The following is a 23727-nucleotide window of genomic DNA, read 5'->3' on the forward strand; positions in this document are numbered from 1 at the left end:
ATAGAAATATGACCGCACGATGCAGCTAAACGGCCCTGTAGGAGCGAGCTTGTCTCGCGATCTTTTAAAAGATCAAAAGATCGCGAGACAAGCTCGCTCCTACCGTTAGCTAGAGCGCTGTGTGCTTACAGAACGTCCAGCAGCTCAACGTCGAATACCAGGACGCTGTGCGGAGCAATGCTGCCAACGCCTTGCGCGCCGTAAGCCAGTTCGCTCGGCACGTAGATGCGCCATTTGCTGCCGGCGTTCATCAGTTGCAGGGCTTCGGTCCAGCCAGCGATCACGCCGCCAACCGGGAATTCAGCAGGCTGGCCGCGCTCGTAGGAGCTGTCGAACACAGTGCCGTCGATCAGGGTACCGTGGTAGTGAACACGTACGGTGTCTTCGCGGGTTGGCTTGGCGCCTTCGCCAGCGGTCACAACTTCAAATTGCAGGCCGGAAGCCAGCGTGGTGATGCCGTCTTTCTTGGCGTTTTCAGCCAGGAAAGCCTTGCCTTCGCCTGCTGCCGCTTCTGCCTTGGCAGCCGCTTCAGCTTGCATGATCTCGCGGATCACTTTGAAGCTGGCCGACATCTCTTCCTGGCCAACACGGCTTTCTTTGCCCGCGAAAGCGTCGGTCAGGCCCGCCAGGATGGCGTCCAGGCTAACACCCGGTGGCGGGTTGTCGCGCAGCTGGTCACCCAGCTGACGGCCAATGCCGTAGCTAACGCGCGTTTCGTCGGTCGACAGATTTACTTCGGACATAACACTGCTCCGCTATAGAGCGACTCAAAAAAGCCGTTTTTCAACCGCTTTCTCCCAGCCGCCCAAAACCAAAAAAGGGCGAGCAGACTACCACAGCCCCCAAAGCCTTCGCAGCCCGGGTTCGTGTGCTGCCCGTCACGACAACCACATCAGTGCTTGGTCAGCTTGTCGAGGTAGCCCATGGCGAACGCCGACACCACAAACGTCATGTGGATAATCACGTACCACATCAGGTATTGGGTTTCGATGTTGCGCGCATCCATGAACACCCGCAGCAGGTGGATCGAGGAAATGGCCACAATCGACGCTGCGACTTTCATCTTCAGCGAGGTAGAGTCCATGGTGCCTAGCCAGCTAAGCTTCTCTTTGTTGGTGTCGATGTCCAGTTGCGAGACAAAGTTCTCGTAGCCCGAGATCATCACCATCACCAACAGGCCGCCTACCAGCGCCATGTCGATCAGCGACAGAATGACCAGGATCAAGTCCGATTCAGTTAGCGCGAACACGTTTGGGATAACGTGAAACACTTCCTGGAAGAATTTCAACGCCAACGCCAGTAAACCCAGGGATAACCCGAAGTAAATCGGCGCCAAAATCCAGCGTGAGGCGTACATTGCATTTTCGATAAAGCGTTCCATTGAATCTCGCAGGCTGTAAAAAAAATGGGCGCGAGTATATCAGCCACAAATGGGCAGAGATAAAGCAGCAGACACAGTCAGTAAAAACATTTTCTGCTAGTGTCGACCTCATCAGCATCGTTTACGGACAGGAAAACTGAACAATGTATCTGCGATTCCCCTTGGTCTGTCTCGGGCTTTCCACCGCTTTGCTCATGACGGGCGGCTGTTCGCCTGGCGACAAACACCCACAGGCCAGCCTGGAAGAAAGAACCGCAGCGTTCGAAAAGAGCCTCGATGCCATCAAGGACCCGCAGCTTAAAGACGCCGTGGCCGACCTCGGCGGCTCATTGCTGCTGCTGGAGCGCGCCCGCATCAAGCTGGACGGCAAACCGGTCGACACCGAATACGGCACTGATGAACTCGCGCAACTCAAGCACTACCCCAACAGCCAGGCCCTGAGCGACACGTACATCAACGGCCTGTTTGTGGTGCGCAAAAACTCCAGCTCCGATTACCTGACCGATCTGGAGCCGATCTTCCCCTTCAGCCAGAACAACGAGTCCGATTTTCCGTTCCCGCATGCGCTGGAATGGCAGTCCGTGACGCTGAGCAACAAGCAAGTGGTGCCGTTCCAGGCGGAATGGTCAGAAACCGATTCCGGGATCCAGCTCAGCCCCTCCAGCGCCAACCTGAGCAACCCTGACGACCTGACCATCACCTACCCCTACATCGACGGCGTCGAAACCTCGAACATCCAGCAGCCTCAGCCCGTCACGCTGCACGGCGAAGCCGAGGTCATCGCACCCGGCAAAGTGGTCAACGTCACCCTCACCAGCAAAGACGTGGGTAAAACCCGCACCGAGGGCAACATCAGCGTCACTCTGCTGGCGCTGGGTAAAAACTTTGCGGAAGTCGACATCAACAACAGCGCCCCGCTGGCCGAAGCCGTACGCGATACCGAACTCAACCCGCTGATCATCCAGGCCCGCGATGCAACCGGGCAATACCTGGCCCGTGCAGGCTCCATCGACGAAAACGCCGAGCAACTGGCGTTCTACCAAGAGCAACTGGCTGAAATGCTCAAGCAAACAGCCTGGAGCGATGAGTTCAGCAAAAAGCTCGACGACGAACAAAAAGCCTTTGATAGCCAACACCCGCATCACTACAGCAAGGTGTATTTCAACGGCCCGATTGAAAACGTCGACATCAGCGTGCTCGACTTCTCGACCGCCAACGTCACCCGCAAGACCCTCGACCTGCCCGTGGTGCGACTCGACAAAAACGTTGTAGGCAAAGACATCCAGGCGCTGCCGCTGTCGGTGGTGGTGTATGACGACCAAGCCGTCAATTACCTCAAAGACGCCACCCTGGACCCCGAGCAACTGAAAAAAAGCGTGGTCATCAGCCAGTCGGTCGATGACGCCAGCGCCGCCACCCTGGAGTTCAGCCACCCGCCGACCTTCAATGACGAACTGCTGGGCGAACTGCCTGACTCGGCTGACACCCCCGTAACCTTCTTTGCAGAAGACCAGAACGGCAAACGCGGCGAACCACTGGAACTGCCGGCCGAAGCCTTCGATGCCGACCCGAAAACCGGCGTCATCACCTACGACCTCAACCTGTTCCCGGAAACCCCGGCCTACGCCATCGGCTCAATGCCGCTGTATGTGGCCGACATTGCCAAACAAACCCTGGACGTCGCCCACCTGCCCAAAGGGCTGGAGCTAAAAGGCAACGCACTGGTGGTCGATCAGGCGCAGTTCCCGTCCGATGCCTGGCGCTTTTATGCCAAGGACGATACCGGCAACTACCTCAAGGAAGTCCTGGCCGTCAGCCACAGCGAAGAACCCAATGGCCCGGCCATCTTCGACGTGCACTACTTCTACGGCCACCCGACCCAGATCGAGAGCTACGCACGCACCGCTCTGGAGCCCGTGGAGTATGGCTTTGAGGCCAAGCTGGAGAAAGTCCCTGAAGTCACGCCACCGCGCTGACAGGTGCCTCAGCGTGAAGCCGGGCGCCGCTCGCCATTGATCTGACGCAACTGGGCCTGCACATGCAGGCACCAGATTTGCGGCGTATCGGCTAACCGATAGCCGTGCAGCGTCAGGCTTTCAACAATAGATTGCAAAATGGTTTCGGCCACAAACGGGCCGCGAAACGGGCCCTGAGATTTGATCGTGGTTGGCTGCTCGCCCGACAAACCTGCCGCGAACAGCAGTGCCCACAGGCCGGTATTGCCTGCCAAAGGGCGAATACTGCACTCAATGCGGGTTTCCAGCCCCAGACATTGGCGGGTAAGGCAAAGGTTGCGCGACATGGCGGCGCCCCTCGTAGAGCCTGTCTCAGACGACACTTACCTGAGCATAGAAGCAAAACCCCACCCGCAGAAGGCGCTAAGACCAACGGCTTAACACCTGCCCGCAACGGCTCTTGTAGCCGCTGACGAGGAACGAAGGCTGCGATGCGGGCCGCAGGACCGCCGTCTGACGGTCGTTTGGCACATCTCGCAGCCTCATGCTTCGGCAGCGACTACAGACGCCATGGGGTCAAGCCGGCTTTTTCGCCGCCAGGGCTTCGGCCAGCAGTTCTTTCTCGGCTTCTTTGAGGTCGTCGTCGTTGATCATTTCGGCAATCACCCGCAAACGCTCAACCACCCGAGCGTTGACGCTGCCTTCCGGGAACTGGCCCTCTTCATCCGGCTCACCGGCAGGCTCGCCCACCAGCAGGCTCAAGGCCTCGTCCGCCTGACGCACCGCGTACACGTGGAACTTGCCTTCACGCACGGCCTTGAGCACCTTCTCATCGAGCATCAAGGTGGCGACGTTGGCTTGCGGAATGATCGCCCCCTGCTCCCCGGTCAGGCCGCGGGCTTCGCAGAGCCGGAAGAAGCCTTCGATCTTCTCGTTCACCCCGCCAACCGCCTGCACTTCACCAAACTGGTTGATCGAACCGGTGATCGCAAAGCACTGCTTGAGCGGCGTTTTGGAGAGTGCCGAAATCAACGTGCAGGCCTCACCCAACGAAGCGCTGTCGCCATCGACGTAGCCGTACGACTGTTCCAGGGCAATGCTCGCCGAGATCGCCAGCGGGAACTCCTGGGCATAGCGGCTGCCCAGATAGCCGGTCAAAATCATCACCCCTTTGGAGTGAATCGGCTGCCCGAGGTTAACCTCGCGCTCAATGTCGACAATGCCGCTGCCCCCCGGATACACCGTGGCCGAAATCCGCGCCGGCACACCGAATGCCGAGTCACCGACTTCCAGCACGGTCAGCCCGTTGCACTTGCCCACCGCCGCACCGTCGGTGTCGATCAGAATGATCCCCGCCAGCATGTCGTCCAGAATACGCGCCGACACGCGCCCGGTCCGGGTCGCCTTAGCCTTGAGGGCACGTTCAATGTGGCCCGCATCGGTCATTTCATCGTTGGCCAGATGGCGGATAAAGTCCGCTTCGCTAACCAGTTGGAACAGGTCGCCAATGCGCGCCGACAAGCGCCCCTGATGCTCGGCCAGACGCGCGCTGTAGGTCGCCAGACGCGCCACCGCGCCTGCCGTCAGCGGCGCCATGCCTTCTTCTGATGTGCGCGTGGTCAGCAACTGGGCGAACTGCTCCAGGCTTTCATCGACCATCGGGATGTCTTCGTCGAAGTCCACCAGCACCCGGAACATCTCCTGGAAGTCCGGGTCCAGGTCTTGCAGCGTGTAGTACAACTGACGGGCACCGATGATGATGACCTTGACCTGCAGCGGGATCACCTGCGGGCTCAAGGTCACGGTGGCCATGCGCCCCAGTTCGCCCAGCGGCGATTCCATTTTCAATTTGCGCGACTGCAACGCACGCTTCAGCGCATCCCAGACAAACGGCTCGCTGAGCATTTTTTCAGCTTCAAGGATCAAAAAGCCGCCGTTGGCACGGTGCAAGGCACCCGGGCGCAATTGTCGGTAGGTGGTGTACAGCGCGCCTTGGTCGGTGCTGTATTCGATGCGGCCAAAGAGGTTGTCGTAGGTCGGGTGCGGCTCGAACACCACCGGCGCGCCGCCGCTCATCGGCTGGCCCACCACCAGGCTCGGCAGGTACTGCTCTTCCAGCAGCTTGCGCGCCTGGGCGTCAGTTTTGCTGTCGTCGACCAGTTGCTCCACCACCGTTTTAAGCAGGTACACCTGCATGGCCTGCAAGTAGCCGCACACCGCGCCATTTTCGGCGTACTTCTGCGATAACGGCGACAACAGGGGCTGCAGGGCCAGGGTGATGGTTTCTTCGTTCAGTTGGCGGAGTTGGTTGTTTGACTCACGTTTCCACTGCGGCAGGCTCGCCAGCTCCTCATTGAGACGCTCTTCAAGCCCGGCTATGTCCTCGTGAAAACGCTCACGTTCTTCTTCCGGTAGCTGCGAAAACTCGGCCTCATCCAGCGCCTTGCCGTCACTCATCGGGGTGAAGGCCACGTTGCTGCTGTCGCGGTACAGGGCCACGCCCTTTTCCAGCGCCAGACGCTCGATCACATCCAGCGCACGGTCGTAGCGCTGGTTGAAACCCCGGTCGATGGCGCTTTTGCGCTGCTGGTAAGTCGGGTGCTCAAACACCGCCGGAAACGTCGCCAGCAGGTTGTCGATCAGGCCGTTAATGTCTGCGATAAAGGCGCCCGCCGTGCTTGCCGGCAGCTCCAGCGCGCGCGGCTCACGGGGTTCATCAAAGTTATTGACGTACACCCAGTCGCTGGGCGACTTGAGGCGCTTGCCTTCAGCCTTGAGGTAGCGCTTCACAAACGAGAAGCGCCCCGTACCCGGCTCGCCCATCACAAATACGTTGTACCCCGGACGTGGCATGGCCACACCAAACTGCAAGGCTTCGACCGCGCGCTCCTGGCCGAGAATGCCGCGAAAGGGTTCTAAATCATTGGTGGTCGAGAAGCTGAACTGTTCAGCGGAAAAAGGACGGGTTAGCGCGTCAGGCGCTAGACGCAGGCTGGCAGCAACAGAATCAGGCATCGGGCTTCCTTACATCAGGCAGGGCAGATGGCAGCATTCTGGCGCTGGCTGTACGCCACTGGCAAGGCGCGTTACACCTGAATTATCGGGGCCCAATGTTTGCGGGCGAAAAAACCTCCCGCTCAACGATTGTTTTACAAAAAACCACGGAACCTGCTGATCGTGCCTAGACTCCTAAGTGTTGCGAGGCTGGATTGATAACCGGCCCGTTCTGGCTAATGACGGCCAGATACCCTTGTCCATTGGTTGCACGCATAGAGAACAATGATATGAAACGGATTCTTCTCGGCACTCTCTTTACAGTGGTTTCCCTCAACGCCATGGCGCAAGCACCCGGCGGCCCGAACTGCGGTTGGGGCAACATGCTGTTTGAAGGTCAGCGCGGCACCCCCGCCCACTTCCTGGCCTCCACCACCAACGGCACCTCCGGTAACGCGACCTTCGGCATGACCTCAGGTACTAACGGCTGTACCACCAAAGACGCCCTGACTTACGGCGGCAAATCGTGGATTGCCATGAATGGCATGATGAACGAGCTGTCCGAAGACATGGCCAAAGGCAACGGCGAAGCACTGACCACCTACGCGGTGGTACTGGGTGTGGCCCCTGAAGACCGCGAGCATTTTGCCGCTGTCACCCACGAGCACTTCCAGCAAATCTTCAGCAAGGCTGACGTAACTGCTGACGATGTGCACACCAACACACTGGCTGTTCTCAAAGGCGATGCCCGCCTGTCCAAGTACGCAACCGTTGCGTCGTAACTGAGACTTGCCCGCTCCTTCGGGAGCGGGTACTTCTGTTTCAATTCCATTCGCCTGACAACAGTTGCTCACCATGCTCAAACGCCTTGCCTATCTGGCGCTCTGTGCCTGCGCCCCGCTGTACGCCGCGCCTCAAATCGACAATCAACGTTTGCAGCAACTCGCCAACGACCCGTTCTGGATTTCTTTAGGCCATTACGAGGCCCGCAAACTGGGCGGCTGGCGCAGCTATGTCAGCGACGACAAATTCTTTCTGGCCGCCGACGGCGCCCACCACCCCGACGCCGAACTGCGCGCTACCGTTGAGGCGTTGTATGCCCCGGTGAGCCTGGGCGACAAACACCCGCAGTGCGTATACCCGGCCCGCACCCGCTGGCTCAAAGCGCAACTGAACCTCAACGACCTGCCCAAGGTTGAATGCGCAGAGTTCACCCAGTGGTTCACCGACGTCGCGCCGCACAGCACAGTGATGATCTTCCCGGCGGCGTACCTCAACAGCCCGTCGTCCATGTTCGGCCACACCTTGCTGCGCATTGACCAGGCCGATGTGCAAAGCAACAAAACCGCGCTGCTCAGCTACGCGATCAACTTTGGCGCCTACATCGAAGGCTCCGACAACAGCATTCTGTATGCCTGGAAAGGCTTGGCCGGTGGTTACCCCGGCCTGTTTGCCCTGGTCCCCTACCAGGAAAAACTCTCGGAATACCGCAGCCTGGAAAACCGCGACCTGTGGGAATACCGACTCAACCTGACCCCCGAAGAAACCCAACGCATGGTTGAACATGTATGGGAGCTGAAACAAATTCAGTTCGATTACTTTTTCTTCGATGAAAATTGCTCCTACCGCCTGCTTGAACTGCTGCAAGTGGCCCGCCCCGGCTTGCAATTGACCACCCAGTTCCCGCTGACAGCGATCCCCACCGACACGGTTAAAGCGGTCAAAGAAGCGGGCCTGGTAGAAAGCATCGAATACCGCCCGTCTCGCGAACGCGAGCTGCTGGACCGCGCCAAAGTGCTCGACCCCGAAGAACAGCAATGGGTACTGCAAGTCAGCGCCGATCAGACGCAATTGCAGAACCCGACCTTCATGGCGCTGCCCAAAGCGCGTCAGGCACTGATTATCGACGCAGCCTATCGCCTTGAACGCTACCGGGCCAATGGCCTTGAGCGCGACACCGGGCGCTCGCAGCGCAGCTATGAACTGCTGCGCGCCATCAACCAGAACCCGGCGCCAGAGCTGCAAGTCGAACGCCCCGAGCTTCCCGAAAACGGCCACGAGTCACGCACCTGGCAACTGGGCGCGGGCAGCCGCGATGACAAAGCGTTCGCCGAATACGGCCTGCGCATGGCCTACCACGACCTCAACGACAACGCGCCGGGCTTTCCGCTGGGCGCGCAGATTGAAATCCTCCAGCTCAAGCTGCGCCAGTACGAGGGCAATAAATGGCAAGTCCAGCAACTGGACCTGGCCAACATTCGCTCCCTGACCCCGCGTAACGCCCTGCTGCAACCCTGGTCATGGCAAGTGGGTGGCGGCCTTGAGCGGGTGCTCGGCAAGCATGGCAATGAACGCCTGGTCACCCACGTCAACGGCGGCGCAGGCGGCACCTGGCAGTTAAGCGACAACCTGCTGGGCTTTGCCCTGGGCACCGTGCGGGTCGAGCACAACAACGACTTCGCCGCGTTTGTTTCACCGGCGGCGGGCTACAACACCGGCGTGTTGTGGCGTAACCCGGTGGGCAACCTGAGCCTGGAAACCAAGGCCGATTACTTCACCAACGGCGAAGTGCGCCGTAGCCTGAGCCTGAATCAGCAATGGGAAATCTCCCGTAATCTCGGCCTGCGGTTGACCGCGCAACGTGAGTTCAGCCACCTTGCCTCACCGGTCAACGAAGTGATGCTCGAACTCAAGTGGTATCACTACTGATGCCACCCACACTAGTAGGAGCGAGCTTGCTCGCGAGCTTTTGATCTTTAAAGGCAAAAGATCGCGAGCAAGCTCGCTCCTACAAGGGCTAACGGTTAACAAAGGGACTGCCATCATGAGCCGTGCATTTGTAAACGAAGACAGCGCCGCCAATCAGGCTGATACGCCGGTTGAGCGTCAGGTCAGCGAACAGCCGAACTACGTCACAGCCCTTGGCTTTGAGCAACTGCAAGCCAAGGTCGCCGAGTTGCAACGCCTGCACAGCCAGGAGGCCGCCCGCAAAGACTTGCCTGATAAACAACACCTGGCCGATATGGAACGCGACCTGCGTTACTTCAATCAGCGCCTGCACAGCGCACACGTGGTCGCCCCGGCGACATCAACGCACAAGGTGCAGATTGGCAGTTGGGTGACGTACGTCGATGAACACGGCACGCAAAAACGCGTGCAATTGGTCGGGGAAGATCAGGCCGATGCGGCGCAAGGCCTGATTAACTGGGGCTCACCGCTAGGCCGTGCGCTGTTGGGCGCGCAGTTGGGTGATGAAGTGCTGTGGATCCGGCCTGCAGGCGATCTGCAGGTCGAGATCCTCGCGATCGAACCGGCTTACACCACGCCTTGAGCCAGCATGGCGTCAGCCACTTTGACGAAACCTGCGATGTTCGCGCCTTTGACGTAGTTGATACGGCCGTTTTCTTCGCCGTAGTGCACGCACGCGTGGTGGATGGACTGCATGATGTTGTGCAGCTTGTTGTCCACTTCACCGGCCGTCCACAACAGGCGCATGGCGTTTTGCGACATTTCCAGCCCGCTCACGGCCACGCCGCCTGCGTTTGAGGCTTTGCCCGGCGCAAACAGAATGCCCGCCTCGATAAACAGATCAACCGCCTCAAGGGTGGTCGGCATGTTCGCGCCTTCGGCCACGCACAGGCAGCCATTGCTCAACAGCGTACGGGCCGCGTCGGCGTCCAGTTCGTTTTGCGTGGCGCATGGCAGGGCGATATCGCACGCCAGGTTCCACGGGTGCTGGCCGGCCAGGAACTCCAGGCCAAACTGGCTGGCCAACTCGCTGATGCGGCCACGTTTGACGTTTTTGAGGTCCATCAGCGCGTCCCACTGTTCATCGTTCAGGCCCGCTTCGCAATACAGGGTGCCTTCGGAGTCCGACAGCGAAATCACTTTGCCGCCCAGGTCCATGACCTTGCGCGCCGCGTACTGCGCCACGTTGCCGGAACCGGAGATCGCCACGCGTTTGCCATCAATGCGCTGGCCGCTGCGCTTGAGCATTTCCTGGGCGAAGTACACGCAGCCAAAACCGGTGGCTTCCGGGCGAATCAGGCTGCCGCCGTAGCTCATGCCCTTGCCGGTCAGCACCGAGGTGAACTGGTTGCTCAGGCGTTTGTATTGACCAAACATAAAGCCGATTTCGCGCGCCCCCACGCCAATATCGCCCGCTGGTACGTCAACGTCAGAACCAATGTGGCGGTACAGCTCGCTCATAAACGCCTGGCAGAAACGCATCACTTCAGCGTCGCTCTTGCCCTTGGGGTTGAAATCCGAGCCGCCTTTACCGCCGCCCATAGGCAACGAGGTCAGGGAGTTTTTGAAGGTCTGTTCAAACGCCAGGAACTTCAGCACGCCCAGGTTCACCGACGGATGGAAGCGCAAGCCGCCCTTGTACGGGCCAATCGCGCTGTTCATCTGGATGCGGAAACCACGGTTAACGCGGACTTTGCCTTCGTCGTCGACCCATGACACGCGAAACACAATTGCACGCTCGGGTTCGCAGATGCGTTCCAGAATGCCTGAAGTCAGATAATGCGGATTGGCTTCAAGAAACGGCCACAAACTGCGCAGGACTTCTTCCACCGCCTGGTGGAATTCTGGCTGGTCCGGGTCACGTTTTTTCAGGCGGGCAAGGAAGTGGTCGACGGATTCGATCATGGGAAAAGTCTCGGCAAATTTGTTGTCGTTAAACGGAGATTGGCCAGAACTTTATCAAGTCATGCCGCACCGCGACAGCGCAAAATGTCGCAGTTATGAATTTAAATGGTGCTTTTATATAAATAGCCCCGGTTTTATGCGGTTTTTGCGCACCAAAAAAGTGATTTATGTACCCAGTTTTGCACAAATAAAAACACGCAAATTACGGGGGGGCACCAAAAAAAACGGAGCCCCGAGGGGCTCCGTTTTTCATGCAAACCGGCCTTACTGGGCCAGTTTTTTGTGACGCACACGGTGCGGCTGGGCGGCCGCTTCGCCGAGGCGCTTTTTACGGTCAGCTTCGTACTCGGTGTAGTTGCCTTCAAAGAAGACCGCTTGCGAGTCGTCTTCGTACGCCAGGATGTGAGTCGCGACGCGGTCAAGGAACCACCGATCGTGAGAGATCACAATCGCAGCGCCCGGGAAGTCCAGCAGCGCTTCTTCGAGCGAACGCAAGGTCTCAACGTCAAGGTCGTTGGACGGTTCGTCGAGCAGCAGCACGTTGGCGCCCTCTTTCAAGGTCAGGGCCAGGTGCAAGCGACCACGCTCACCACCGGACAGGTCCTTGACGAACTTCTGCTGATCGCCACCTTTGAAGTTGAAACGACCTACGTAGGTACGCGACGGGATTTCGTAGTTGCCGATGCGGATCACATCGGAACCATCAGAAATCGCCTGGAACACGGTCTTGCTGCCATCCAGGTCATCACGGCTTTGGTCAACACACGCCAGTTGCACGGTGTCACCCACTTCGATGCTGCCCGAGTCCGGCTGCTCTTTGCCCATCAGCATGCGGAACAGGGTCGACTTACCGGCACCGTTACCACCGATCACGCCGACAATGGCGCCTTTAGGCATCACGAACGACAGGTTGTCGATCAGCACGCGATCGCCGTAACCCTTGGACACGTTCTTGAACTCGATCACTTTGTCACCCAGGCGCGGACCGGCCGGGATGTAGATTTCGTTGGTTTCGCTGCGCTTCTGGAATTCCTGCGATTGCAGTTCTTCGAAGCGTTGCAGACGCGCCTTGGACTTGGACTGACGCGCCTTGGCGCCTTTACGGACCCATTCCAGCTCGTCTTTCATGGCCTTTTCATGGGCCGACTGCTGTTTGGATTCCTGGGCCAGACGGTCGGACTTGGCTTCAAGCCAACCCGAGTAGTTGCCCTCGTAAGGAATACCGGCGCCGCGGTCGAGTTCCAGAATCCAGCCTGCAACGTTGTCCAGGAAGTAACGGTCGTGCGTAATCGCAACCACGGTACCCGGGAAGTCGTGCAGGAAGTGCTCAAGCCAGGCCACCGAGTCGGCGTCCAGGTGGTTGGTTGGTTCGTCGAGCAACAGCATGTCCGGAGCCGACAGCAGCAGGCGGCACAGGGCCACACGGCGCTTCTCACCACCCGAGAGGTGTTCAATTTTGGCGTCCCAGGCTGGCAGGCGCAGGGCATCGGCTGCCACTTCGAGCTGACGCTCAAGGTTGTGGCCGTCACCGGCTTGCAGGATCGCTTCGAGCTTGGCCTGTTCAGCGGCCAGCTTGTCGAAGTCGGCATCCGGGTCGGCGTATTCAGCGTAAACCTGATCCAGACGCGCTTGCGCATCCTTGATCACGCTCACCGCTTCTTCGACCACTTCACGCACGGTTTTGCTGGCGTCCAGTTGCGGCTCTTGCGGCAAGTAGCCCACGTTGAGCTCTGGCATTGGACGGGCTTCACCGTCGAACTCGGTGTCGACGCCAGCCATGATTTTCAACAGAGTAGATTTACCCGAACCGTTCAGGCCCAGTACGCCGATTTTGGCGCCAGGGAAGAACGACAAGGAGATGTTTTTCAGGATTTCCCGCTTCGGCGGAACAACCTTACTCAGCCGATGCATGGTGAAAACGTATTGAGCCATGGATAACCTAGCGTCAGTGACTGATGAATAAGGCGCGAGCGATGCCCTGATCAGGCCATAGCACAAAGACAGAAATTGAACGGATCAATGCCTGCTCGCAGAAAAAGCCTGAGTGTAGGAGCTAAAATGCCCTCGCGTAACCGGCAAAGCTACCTGAATGCGCGGGACAGGGCAAACCAGCGCGAGCCACGGCACTGGCACTTTGCCACGACCCAAGGCATGCTAGCCGTCCCGTACGCGTCCAGCTAATAATACGTGTTGCACCTTAGTCGCCAAACCGCAGGATCGCAGCTTGCCTAATGTAGCTCCGCCAACACTCACCCATGTGCCAGGCCAAACCCTTGGCCCACCCGTGCGCGGGACGTTAAAGGGTGCCTTGGCTGCGCTGGTGCTGTTTTTGCTGGGGATCCTGATTTGGTTATTAATTGAACAGTTCCAGGAAACCCTCGAACAAGAGCATCTGGCCAGCGTCCATTACAGTGCCGACCTGGCTGACCACATCAGTTTGAGCCTGGCGCTCAAGGCCGAAACCGCCCTCAACCAGCTCCCGCTTTACGAACTCCCCCGCACCCAAAGCCAGCAGCAAGCCGTGGTCAATCAACTGCGTGCGGCCGTGCCCAACGTACAGAGCCTGGCCTTGCTCAGCCCTGCTGGCGATATCGTGCTCGACAGCAACAGCGCCAGCCACGACGCGGCCTTTTTGAAAGAGTGGGTACGCAGTAACCCGCCGCAAGGCCGGGGCGATGTCTATTACTATGGCAATAACCGTGATGCCAGCGTCATTTACCTGCGCTTGCGCCCGCCTAACGACACCTTCAACGGGTATTGGCTGCTGCGCCTGAGCACCGGCATGCTGCACTCGCTGACGCGCCGAACCGCCGAGAAGAACCGTCCGCAATGGCTGATCGAAAACGGCCAGACCGACACCGTGCTCAGCCGTATGGCAACCGCCTCCAGCGCCAGCACTGTCACTCCGGGCGACGAAGCCTCGACGGTGCTGCTGGTGCCTCTGAGCCACAGCGACTGGGAACTGCGCGGCCTGTTCGACCGCAACGAAGCCAAGGCGCATTTGCTACCCGGCCTGATCGGCAAATGCCTGCTGGGCCTGATGTTCTCGTCATTGCCGCTGCTGGCGCTGCTCAACATGCGCCGGCGCCAACGGCAACTGCATGAAGGTCGGCGGCGCTACCACGACATTTTCGAAGGCACCGGCGTGGCCTTGTGTGTGCTGGACCTGGCCGGTTTGCCAGGCCTGCTGGAGCGCGAAAAACTCCACGACCGCGAGGCGCTCAAGCAATGGCTGCAAGACAACCCCGAACGGCGGCGCCAGTTATTTGAACAACTGCGCGTCACCGAAGTGAACCAGGTGGCGTTGCAACTGCTGGGCATCAGCTCGGGCCATGAAGCCTGGATAAAACTGATCAACGGCTGCCCGGCCAACCCCTCAGCCATTGGTTATCAGTTGGTTGAAGCGGTGCTTGAACAGCAGCACCAGCTTGAACTGGAAATAACCCTTACTGATGCCCAAGGCCATGACCAGCATTTATGGTTGGTGCTGCGTCTGCCCGAAGACCGACAGGACTACCACGCGGTCATTCTGAGCCTCAGTGACATCACCAGCCGCAAGCTCATCGAGCTGTCACTGCAAGAGCGGGAAAGCTTCTGGTCGGATGTGGTGCGCACCGTACCTGACCACCTGTACGTGCAGAACGTGATCAGCCAGCGAATGATCTTCAGCAACCACCATTTGGGCCAAACCCTGGGCTACAGCAGCGTTGAATTGCAGCAAATGGGGCCGTACTTCTGGGAGCTGTTGCTGCACCCCGAAGACGCCGAGCATTACAGCCAACTGCGCCAACAACAACGCGACGGCGGCTATGCCCAGCAACTCGACTGCCAACTGCGCTTTCGCCACCACAGCGGGGTGTGGCGCCGCTTTGATATTCGCGAGCAAGCCCTGGCCCGCGGCACGGGCGACCAAGTGACGCGCATTGTCGGGGTCGCCAAAGACATTACCGACCAAATCGAAGCCAGCGAGTCCTTGCGCGACAGCGAGCATCGCTACCGGATGCTGGCCGAGAGCATCAGCGACGTGATTTTCTCTACCAACAACAGCCTGCAACTCAACTACGTCAGCCCCTCGATCGAAACCGTGTTGGGCCATGACGCCGAATGGGTGCTCAAACACGGCTGGCAAGCCACCATCGCCAAACCACAGCAGCTGACAGGCCTGTACAGCCTGATCGAACGGGTCAAGAGCGCGCTCGACAAGCCGGCCCAACTGGCGGCCCTGCGCACCCAACTGCAGACCCAACTGTTCCTGCTCGACTGTGTGCGTGCTGACGGGCGCAAAATTCCGGTGGAGCTGCGTCTGATTCTGGTGTGGGATGAGCACGACAAGTTCGAAGGCCTGCTCGGCGTTGCCCGTGATATCAGTCAGCAACGCAGCGCCGAAAAAGACCTGCGCATGGCTGCCACGGTGTTTGAGCATTCCACCTCGGCCATCCTGATCACCGACCCGGCGGGCTACATCGTGCAAGCCAACGAAGCCTTTAGCCGGGTGAGCGGCTACTCCGTTGAGCAGGTACTCGACCAACTGCCGAACCTGCTGACTGTCGATGAACAGCAGCAAGCGCACTTGCAGTACGTGATCAAGCAACTGAATCAGCACAACACATGGGAAGGTGAAGTGTGGCTCAAGCGTCGCAATGGCGAACATTACCCGGCGTGGGTCGGGATTACGGCGGTGTTCGACGACGAAGGCGACCTGGCCAGCTATGTGTGCTTCTTCAGCGACATCAGCGAGCGCAAGGCCAGCGAACAACGCATCCACCGCCTGGCCTACTACGACGCCCTGACGCACCTGCCTAACCGCACGTTGTTCCAGGACCGCCTGCACACCGCCTTGCAGCAGGCCGAACGGAACAAGTCGTGGGTGGTGTTGATGTTCCTCGACCTTGACCGCTTCAAGCCGATCAACGACTCGCTAGGCCACGCCGCGGGCGACCGCATGCTCAAAGATATGGCCACGCGCCTGTTGGCCTGCGTGGATGACGACGACACCGTTGCGCGCATGGGCGGCGACGAATTCACTCTGCTCTTGCAGCCCCGCGCCACCCGCGTCATGGCGCTCAACCGGGCGGTCGGGGTGGCTGAGCAAATCCTCGCCAGCCTGGTGCAACCGTTCGTTCTTGAGAGCCGCGAGTTTTTCGTCACCGCCAGTATCGGCATCGCCTTGAGCCCGCAGGACGGCAACGAACTCAGCCAACTGATGAAAAACGCCGACACCGCGATGTATCACGCCAAAGAGCGCGGCAAAAACAACTTCCAGTTCTATCAGGCCGACATGAACGCCAGCGCCCTGGAACGCCTGGAGCTGGAAAGCGACCTGCGCCATGCGCTGGAACAGCAAGAATTTATCCTCTATTACCAGCCGCAATTCAGTGGCGACGGCAAACGCCTGACCGGGGTTGAAGCGCTGCTGCGCTGGAACCACCCACGGCGCGGGCTGGTACCGCCGGGGGACTTTATCCCGGTGCTGGAAGAGTTGGGGCTGGTGGTGGATGTCGGTGACTGGGTGCTGGCCGAATCGTGCCGCCAGCTCAAGCGCTGGCACCAAGAGAAAGTGCGCGTGCCTAAAGTCTCGGTCAACATCTCGGCACGGCAATTTTCGGACGGCCAGCTTGGCACGCGGATCGCCAGCATCCTCAAAGAAACCGGGCTCTCCCCGGCGTGCCTTGAGCTGGAACTGACCGAAAGCATCTTGATGCGTGAAGTCAGCGAAGCGCTGCAAATTCTCGCCAGCCTGAAGAACCTCGGTCTGAGCATTGCCGTTGACGACTTCGGCACGGGTTATTCGTCGCTTAACTACCTCAAACAGTTCCCGATTGACGTGCTCAAGATCGACCGCACGTTCGTCGACGGCTTGCCGTCAGGCGAGCAGGATGCGCAAATTGTCCGCGCCATTATTGCAATGGCCCACAGCCTCAATCTGGCGGTGATCGCTGAAGGCGTCGAGACCCACGAGCAGCTCGAATTCCTGCGCGAACACGGTTGCGACGAAATTCAGGGCTACCTGTTTGGCCGGCCCATGCCCGCGCACCTGCTGGTCAAGCAATTGCAGGCCTATGGTTTCAAGCTTGCAACGTGATCACGCACGCCGTGAATCGCTTTCATATGCCAGTTAATACCCATTGGGTTAGAATGCCTTCCTTTTCTGCCCCCCGATCCTTGAGGACCGCCATGTTCAGCCGTGATTTGACACTTGCCAAGTTCGACGCCGACCTTTTTGCCGCCATGGAGCAAGAAGCTCAGCGCCAGGAAGAACACATCGAGCTGATCGCTTCGGAAAACTACACCAGCCCAGCGGTGATGGAAGCTCAAGGCTCGGTCTTGACCAACAAATACGCGGAAGGCTACCCAGGCAAGCGTTACTACGGCGGCTGCGAATACGTCGACGTGGTTGAGCAACTGGCCATCGACCGTGCAAAAGAATTGTTCGGCGCCGATTACGCCAACGTTCAGCCGCACGCGGGCTCCCAGGCCAACAGCGCTGTTTACCTGGCCCTGCTGTCGGCCGGCGACACCATTCTGGGCATGAGCCTGGCTCACGGTGGTCACCTGACCCACGGCGCCAGCGTTTCGTCCTCGGGCAAACTGTACAACGCTGTTCAGTACGGCATCGATGCCAACGGCCTGATCGACTACGACGAAGTTGAGCGCCTGGCGGTTGAGCACAAGCCAAAAATGATCGTGGCCGGTTTCTCTGCCTACTCGCAGATCCTGGACTTCCCGCGTTTCCGTGCGATCGCTGACAAAGTGGGCGCGTACCTGTTCGTTGACATGGCTCACGTAGCCGGTCTGGTGGCTGCTGGCGTTTACCCGAACCCGGTTCCATTTGCAGACGTCGTAACCACCACCACGCACAAAACCCTGCGCGGCCCACGTGGCGGCCTGATCCTGGCCAAAGCCAACCCTGAAATCGAGAAAAAGCTGAACTCGGCTGTATTCCCGGGCGGTCAAGGTGGCCCACTGGAACACGTTATCGCCGGTAAGGCCGTGTGCTTCAAAGAAGCCCTGCAGCCTGAGTTCAAGGTGTACCAGCAACAAGTGGTGAAAAACGCCCAGGCCATGGCCTCGGTGTTCATCGAGCGCGGCTACGACATCGTGTCGGGCGGTACTGAGAACCACCTGTTCCTGCTGTCGCTGATCAAGCAAGACATCTCCGGTAAAGACGCTGACGCCGCGTTGGGCAAAGCTTTCATCACCGTGAACAAAAACTCCGTGCCTAACGACCCACGCTCCCCGTTCGTCACCTCGGGCCTGCGTTTCGGTACCCCGGCTGTGACCACTCGCGGCTTCAAAGTTGAAGAGTGTAAAGAGCTGGCGGGCTGGATCTGCGACATCCTGGACGACATCAACAACGAAGCCGTGATTGATGCAGTTCGCGAAAAAGTAAAAGCTATCTGCAAAAAGCTGCCTGTTTACGGCAACTGAGTGTAATTAGCTGAACAAAAAGCCCGGCTCTTGAGCCGGGCTTTTTTGTGGCCGCCCTGTAGGAGCGAGCTTGCCTCGCGATCTTTTAAAGATCAAAAGATCGCGAGACGAGCTCGCTCCTACAGTAAAACGACAGCCGGAGCTCTCTGGGGTGCGAAGCCGTGTAGACTTGCCATCTGTCTCCGCACGGATACACTCATAACAATGAATTACATCATCCAGCAAACGAAATCCTTTGCGTCGATGGCTAAGGAGGTCTGAGATGCCTAACACCCCTATTGCGTTCGACATGGCGGCGCTGCTCGATAGTGATGAAGCCATCAGCGAGTACCTCTCCCAGGTACTTGCCGACGGCGATACCGATGAACTGATTCGTGCCGTTGGTTACGTGGCCAAAGCCCGAGGTATGGCGCAAATCGCCAAAGACTCAGGCCTCGGTCGTGCCAGCTTGTACAAGGCCTTCGCCCCAGGGGCCAAGCCTCGCTTCGACACCGTGGTGAAAGTCATGCGTGCAATAGGCGTGGAGCTTCACGTGCAGTCAGCACACCCATAAGTGGCCGGGTCAGGTCGGCTGTAAGCGCCAGCCCAAGACGTTGAGCAGGTCGCAGCCGTCGCGCAGCAAGATCATGGCGGTGGTGGCAAGCTGTTTGAGGTCGATGGCGTCAGCGTCCTGGACGTCGCGGCTAGAGAAGGTTTCCATCAGTTGGGTCACCGCCAGTACGCGGGCGGTGGCGTTAGCGTGCAAGACGTCAAGCGGGGCGTTACGGTCGATCAGCAAGGCGGGGATGGTGCAGTCGATGGCAGTCAGCGGGATGTACGGTGAATTAGTCATAAATAAATCTCTTTGCTTTAGAGTTGAGCCATCTGTCTTCGTCGCCAAACGAAAACAGGTGGCCGCTGTACGCGGGTTGGCGAACCGGTCAAAGCTAAGAAAACCCGGCAGATCCGAAGATCTCCCACGTACAGCTGCCATAAAGCACAGCGAGCAAAAATACACGCTCTGCCACATATAGCAATTCTTAGCACCTTCCAGGTCGCCAAACCCGGTCACCCATTTGGGCGAGCGCTGACTATAGGCGCCGCCCTACTGCCTCAGCAATTGGCAAAGCTGTGCGAAACATCCCGCAATTTCGTGGGCGTACACACCCTCTGTAGGAGCTGCCGAAGGCTGCGATCTTTTGACGTTAAAGATAAACAGATCGCAGCCTTCGGCAGCTCCTACAGGAAAAGCTGGTGATTCAGGCGCCCGGCACACGCACATCATCCCCCCAGTTCAACATCCCGCAGAGGCTTTAGCTCGCTGAGCCTCACCTAACCGGTAAGACCGGTCAGCCAATTTCATTAAAATTCACTTGATTATCCAGAAATGCGACCCCTACACTGCTCGCGAACTGGACATACCGGTAAGACCACAATAATTAAGTTCTGAAGCCCATTCGCTCAGCGACCTGCTGTCAGGACACTACCAGGACTCCTCCCATGATCAGATGGTGCTCGCGTTCAATTTTCTTTCAAGTCGTTCTAGGCCTCCTCCTCGGTGCCGCTTGCGGCCTTGTTTTGCCCGAATACTCTTCCCACCTCAAACCCTTGGGCGACGCTTTTATCAAGTTGATAAAGATGCTGATCGGCCTGATTGTGTTCTGCGTGGTGGTCAGTGGCATCAGCGGCGCGGGCGACTTGAAGAAGGTCGGGAGAATCGGCCTGAAGTCGGTCATTTATTTTGAAATTCTGACCACGGTTGCATTGGTGGTGGGCTTGGCGTTTGCCTTCAGCACGGGGATCGGCACAGGAGCGAATATCCATCTGGATCAATTGGCCAGCGCCGGGGCAAGTGACATCACCCAGCGCAGTGAGCATATGCAAACCACGGCGCAGTTCTTGATGGACCTGATCCCCACCTCGGTGGTGGGCGCTTTCGCTGATAACAACATTCTGCAAGTGCTGCTGTTTTCCGTCCTGTTCGGCAGCGCGCTCAATCTGGTCGGTGAGGCGGCGTCGGGGATATCGCGGCTGATTAACGAGCTAAGCCATATCATCTTCCGCATCATGGGCATGATTGTTCGTTTGGCGCCCATCGGCGTGTTTGGCGCCATAGCCTTTACCACCAGCACGTATGGCCTGGATTCGCTGCAACACTTGGGTAGCCTGGTCGGTTTGTTTTATCTGACCTGTGCCGCGTTTGTTTCTGTGATTCTTGGCGTGGTGATGCGGGCTTCTGGCCTGCGTCTTTGGCCTCTGCTCAAGTACCTGCGCGAAGAGCTGACGATTGTACTGGGCACCGCGTCGTCCGATGCCGTGCTGCCACAAATCATGCGCAAGCTGGAGCACTTGGGCATTGGTACCTCGACGGTAGGGCTGGTTATTCCAACCGGATACTCCTTTAACCTGGATGGTTTCTCGATTTACCTGACGCTGGCCATCGTGTTTATCGCCAACGCCACCGGCACGCCCTTGGCCATGACCGACTTGCTGACCATTTTGCTGGTCTCGTTGATCACCTCAAAAGGAGCTCACGGCATTCCCGGTTCGGCATTAGTTATTCTTGCTGCTACCTTGACCGCGATCCCGGCCATACCGGTGGCAGGTCTGGTATTGGTGTTGGCGGTAGACTGGTTTATGGGGATTGGCCGCGCCCTGACTAACCTGATCGGTAACTGTGTGGCGACTGTCGCGATTGCCCAGTGGGAAAAAGACATCGACGTGCAACGTGCCAACAAAGTACTCGCCGGGCAACCGGGCTACACCTTTCGCCCGCTCAAACCTGAAGTCGCTGTCGGGCCGCAGGATTTTTAAAGTCTTCTAACCCCTTTTGTTGCTCATGGAGCGAAAAGTGATCACCTCGTCAACGGTTGTAAATTCGGTAGTAGCCAAACTCAGGGCGGCCTTGGCCAGCGGGGAATGGCGCAGCGGAGAGATGCTGCCCGGGCAACGGGAGTTGGCTGAAAAGCTCGGCATCAGCCGCCCCAGCCTGAGGGAAGCCATCATCGTGCTGGAGACACTGGGGCTTGTCCGTACCCTGCCGAGCAAAGGCGTGGTGGTGCTGCAAGCCAACGCCAGCGAATCTCCCCAGCAGGAGAACGCGGTGGCGCAAGCCAGCATGGAAGATGTACTGCAACTGCGTTACACCCTTGAGCCGTTTATCGTCGGGCTGGTCGCGCAGTCCATTCGCAGCAAAGAGGTCGGCCAGTTACGGCTAACGCTAATGGACATGCGCGAAGCGCTAGAAGCCAACGACAGCGAGGCCGGGGTCAATGCGTATATCGCCTTTCACGAAGAGCTGTTTAACCTGACCTCTAACCCCATCTTTCAGAGCGTTGTTCAACAAACCAGCAACGCCCTCAAACAAAGTGCACAAGTGCTGCGCAACTCGCCTGAGCACATGGCAGAAAGACTGGAAGAAAATGAGGCCGTGGTGCGCGCCATTCGTGCCAAAAACAGTGCGTTGGCGGGCGCCGAAATGCGTCGCCATATTCTGCGCGAAGGTCAGCGCGTGGGCATTGAACTGAACATACCTGACGAAAACCCCGGCAGTTAACACGTTTCAGACAGGAGTCTGGCCATGAGTGCTTATGCTTTGTTGCCGTCCAATGCGTCACTACCCGATTCACGCCCCTTGCAGTCAGCGCCGTGTACCGATGACGTGTACGCCCGTGTGCTGGACGCCATTGTTGACCAACGTCTGCCCCCCGACAGCCGGTTGAATGAAGAGCGGTTGGGCCGGGAGTTCGGCGTGAGCCGCTTGCAGATCCGCCATGCCCTTTCGCTACTGACGTATCAGCACGTCATTACGTTGCAGGCTAAAGTGGGCGCACGTATCGCCTCACCGTCTGACGAGCAAATCTGCCAAGCCCTGCATGCCCGGCGCCTGACTGAAACGGCCTTGATACCCATGGCCTGTCAACGGGCACAAAGGCCCGACATCGATCATTTGCATCATTTGATCGAGCGCCAGCGCCAGGCCTACGCGGACAATCAGCGCGGTCGGGCCATACGCTTGGCGGGGGCATTTCATCTGCATTTGGGACACATGGCCGGGAACGCACCCTTGGCGCACTTCCTGGCCAACTTGATCCCTATGACATCACTGGCCATTGCGCGCCGTTCAGACGGGCCGGAGGCTTGGCAGCAGCAGGTCGCAATGGCCAACGCGGTGGAAAACAAAGATGAGGCCACCGCGTTGGCATTGTTGAATCACTATCTGGGTGAGCTGGTTCCAGGGTGATCGCAGGGGCCGAGCTACAGGGTCAGTTGCGCAAACCCTTCGCGAATCTTGGCCTCGGGCAGGTCATCGGCAATAAACACCATCACGCTTTCGCGGGCCTCGCCTTCGGCCCATTCGGTGTCCCAGTCAAAGCCGTACAGTTTGAGCACGCCCTGGAACACCAACCGGCGGTCTTCGCCTGCGATGTTCAGCACGCCTTTGTAGCGCAGTAATTGTTTACCGTGGTCTTCGAGCAGCTCGTTCATAAACGTGCTGAGGCTGTCGATATCCAGCGGTTTGTCGGTACGCAGTACCAGGCTGGAAATACGGTCAATCGAAGCTGCCGGTTGCACCGGGCGCAAGCTCAAGCCGCCGCCCAGGTCGGCATTCAAGTTAAACCCGCGCACATCGAGCAGTTCAGCCAGGTCGATTTTGCCGTGCTCAACCACGCGAATCGGGGCACGCCGGTTGATCCGGGTCAGGCGTTCGCACAGCGCATCAAACGTGGCGTCGTCAACCAGGTCACGCTTGCTCACCAGCAAGCGATCGGCAAAGCCGATCTGCGCCTGGGCGATGGTTTGGCTCAGGTGCACATCGGCATGGGCGGCGTCGACCAAGGTGATGATGCCGTCGAGCAAGTAGCGCTCGCGCAGCTCTTCATCAATAAAGAAGGTTTGCGCCACGGGCGCCGGGTCGGCCAGACCGGTGCATTCGATGACTAAACGGTCGAAGGCGATTTCGCCGCTGTCCAGCCGCTCAAGCAGCAAATACAGGGCTTTGGTCAGGTCGGTGTGGATGGTGCAGCACACGCAGCCATTGGCCAGGGTCATGACTTGCACCGGCTCGTCGCCCAGCAATTGGGTGTCGATACCGGCATCGCTGAATTCATTTTCGATCACGGCAATTTTCAGCCCGTGTTCGGCTTTAAGCAGGTAACGCAACAACGTGGTTTTACCGGCACCCAGAAATCCGCTAAGGATGGTGACGGGGATGGGAGATGACATGCAGGGTCTCCTTTTGAACACACAATAAATGTGGGAGCGGGCTTGCTCGCGATTCTGGCGATGCGGTGTATTTGGTACACCTCAGCGCTCCTATCGCGCGCAAGCCCGCTC

The 23727-nt window shown here is 58.6% G+C and carries 19 protein-coding genes; 11 read left to right on the plus strand and 8 right to left on the minus strand.

What is annotated here, in order from left to right; translation table 11 throughout:
• Positions 1-125: 125 nt before the first annotated feature.
• Positions 126-743, minus strand: a complete 618-nt coding sequence (locus tag QMX84_RS20800; protein ID WP_048367400.1) for an FKBP-type peptidyl-prolyl cis-trans isomerase — start codon at positions 741-743, stop codon at positions 126-128.
• 149 nt (positions 744-892) lie between these two features.
• On the minus strand, positions 893-1381 hold the full coding sequence (locus tag QMX84_RS20805; RefSeq protein WP_048367403.1) for a TIGR00645 family protein: 489 nt from the start codon (positions 1379-1381) through the stop codon (positions 893-895).
• A gap of 143 nt (positions 1382-1524) precedes the next feature.
• On the opposite strand from QMX84_RS20805, the gene QMX84_RS20810 reads away from it, so the two are divergent.
• Positions 1525-3357: a hypothetical protein gene (locus QMX84_RS20810; protein ID WP_282364679.1), complete on the plus strand. Its 1833-nt coding sequence runs from the start codon at positions 1525-1527 to the stop codon at positions 3355-3357.
• Positions 3358-3365: 8 nt separating this feature from the next.
• Here QMX84_RS20810 and QMX84_RS20815 read toward each other — a convergent pair whose 3' ends face one another.
• The gene (locus QMX84_RS20815; RefSeq protein ID WP_048367407.1) at positions 3366-3683 is read right to left on the minus strand and encodes a hypothetical protein; all 318 of its coding nucleotides are present in this window, start codon (positions 3681-3683) and stop codon (positions 3366-3368) included.
• A 229-nt stretch (positions 3684-3912) separates the two neighbouring features.
• Positions 3913-6351, minus strand: coding sequence for an ATP-binding protein (locus QMX84_RS20820; RefSeq protein WP_123751286.1), 2439 nt, complete (start codon positions 6349-6351; stop codon positions 3913-3915).
• A gap of 269 nt (positions 6352-6620) precedes the next feature.
• Between QMX84_RS20820 and QMX84_RS20825 the strand changes: the two genes are divergently transcribed.
• From QMX84_RS20825 to QMX84_RS20835, 3 genes are all read left to right on the plus strand, one after another.
• Positions 6621-7112: a DUF3015 domain-containing protein gene (locus QMX84_RS20825; protein WP_123751285.1), complete on the plus strand. Its 492-nt coding sequence runs from the start codon at positions 6621-6623 to the stop codon at positions 7110-7112.
• Positions 7113-7185: 73 nt separating this feature from the next.
• Positions 7186-9039 carry a DUF4105 domain-containing protein gene (locus QMX84_RS20830; RefSeq protein ID WP_153390628.1) on the plus strand — a complete coding sequence of 618 codons (1854 nt, stop codon included), beginning with the start codon at positions 7186-7188 and terminating at the stop codon, positions 9037-9039.
• A gap of 115 nt (positions 9040-9154) precedes the next feature.
• On the plus strand, positions 9155-9661 hold the full coding sequence (locus QMX84_RS20835) for a GreA/GreB family elongation factor (RefSeq protein WP_262126668.1): 507 nt from the start codon (positions 9155-9157) through the stop codon (positions 9659-9661).
• Here the strand turns inward: QMX84_RS20835 and gdhA are convergent.
• Positions 9646-10983 (minus strand): NADP-specific glutamate dehydrogenase, encoded by a 1338-nt coding sequence (gene gdhA, locus QMX84_RS20840; RefSeq protein WP_123751282.1) that lies wholly within the window; start codon positions 10981-10983, stop codon positions 9646-9648. The genes QMX84_RS20835 and gdhA overlap by 16 nt on opposite strands.
• 264 nt (positions 10984-11247) lie before the next feature.
• A complete protein-coding gene (ettA, locus tag QMX84_RS20845; RefSeq protein ID WP_153334931.1) occupies positions 11248-12915 on the minus strand; it encodes an energy-dependent translational throttle protein EttA in 1668 nt (555 codons plus the stop codon).
• Between the two features lie 126 nt (positions 12916-13041).
• Here ettA and QMX84_RS20850 point away from each other — a divergent pair, with 126 nt between their 5' ends.
• The 4 genes from QMX84_RS20850 to QMX84_RS20865 all read left to right on the plus strand — a co-directional run bounded on the left by QMX84_RS20850 (position 13042) and on the right by QMX84_RS20865 (position 18964).
• Positions 13042-13164, plus strand: coding sequence for a hypothetical protein (locus tag QMX84_RS20850; RefSeq protein WP_256677192.1), 123 nt, complete (start codon positions 13042-13044; stop codon positions 13162-13164).
• Positions 13165-13207: 43 nt separating this feature from the next.
• Positions 13208-17065: an EAL domain-containing protein gene (locus tag QMX84_RS20855; RefSeq protein WP_282364680.1), complete on the plus strand. Its 3858-nt coding sequence runs from the start codon at positions 13208-13210 to the stop codon at positions 17063-17065.
• Between the two features lie 92 nt (positions 17066-17157).
• Positions 17158-18411: a serine hydroxymethyltransferase gene (gene glyA, locus QMX84_RS20860; protein ID WP_048367420.1), complete on the plus strand. Its 1254-nt coding sequence runs from the start codon at positions 17158-17160 to the stop codon at positions 18409-18411.
• A 262-nt stretch (positions 18412-18673) separates the two neighbouring features.
• A complete protein-coding gene (locus QMX84_RS20865; protein WP_153336060.1) occupies positions 18674-18964 on the plus strand; it encodes an addiction module antidote protein in 291 nt (96 codons plus the stop codon).
• Positions 18965-18973: 9 nt separating this feature from the next.
• Here the strand turns inward: QMX84_RS20865 and QMX84_RS20870 are convergent, their stop codons facing one another.
• Positions 18974-19243 (minus strand): hypothetical protein, encoded by a 270-nt coding sequence (locus QMX84_RS20870; protein WP_048389494.1) that lies wholly within the window; start codon positions 19241-19243, stop codon positions 18974-18976.
• Between the two features lie 647 nt (positions 19244-19890).
• On the opposite strand from QMX84_RS20870, the gene QMX84_RS20875 reads away from it, so the two are divergent.
• The 3 genes from QMX84_RS20875 to QMX84_RS20885 are packed head-to-tail and all read left to right on the plus strand — an operon-like array spanning position 19891 to position 22633.
• The gene (locus QMX84_RS20875; protein WP_048367427.1) at positions 19891-21204 is read left to right on the plus strand and encodes a C4-dicarboxylate transporter DctA; all 1314 of its coding nucleotides are present in this window, start codon (positions 19891-19893) and stop codon (positions 21202-21204) included.
• Positions 21205-21241: 37 nt separating this feature from the next.
• Complete coding sequence (locus tag QMX84_RS20880; protein ID WP_048367805.1) at positions 21242-21946, plus strand: FadR/GntR family transcriptional regulator; 705 nt, start codon at positions 21242-21244, stop codon at positions 21944-21946.
• A 24-nt stretch (positions 21947-21970) separates the two neighbouring features.
• Positions 21971-22633, plus strand: a complete 663-nt coding sequence (locus QMX84_RS20885) for a GntR family transcriptional regulator (protein ID WP_153375638.1) — start codon at positions 21971-21973, stop codon at positions 22631-22633.
• A 14-nt stretch (positions 22634-22647) separates the two neighbouring features.
• Here QMX84_RS20885 and yjiA read toward each other — a convergent pair whose 3' ends face one another.
• Positions 22648-23616, minus strand: coding sequence for a GTPase (yjiA, locus tag QMX84_RS20890; protein ID WP_262126671.1), 969 nt, complete (start codon positions 23614-23616; stop codon positions 22648-22650).
• Positions 23617-23727: the final 111 nt, after the last annotated feature.

This window comes from Pseudomonas sp. PS01297 (assembly GCF_029959305.1).
Lineage (GTDB): Bacteria > Pseudomonadota > Gammaproteobacteria > Pseudomonadales > Pseudomonadaceae > Aquipseudomonas > Aquipseudomonas helleri.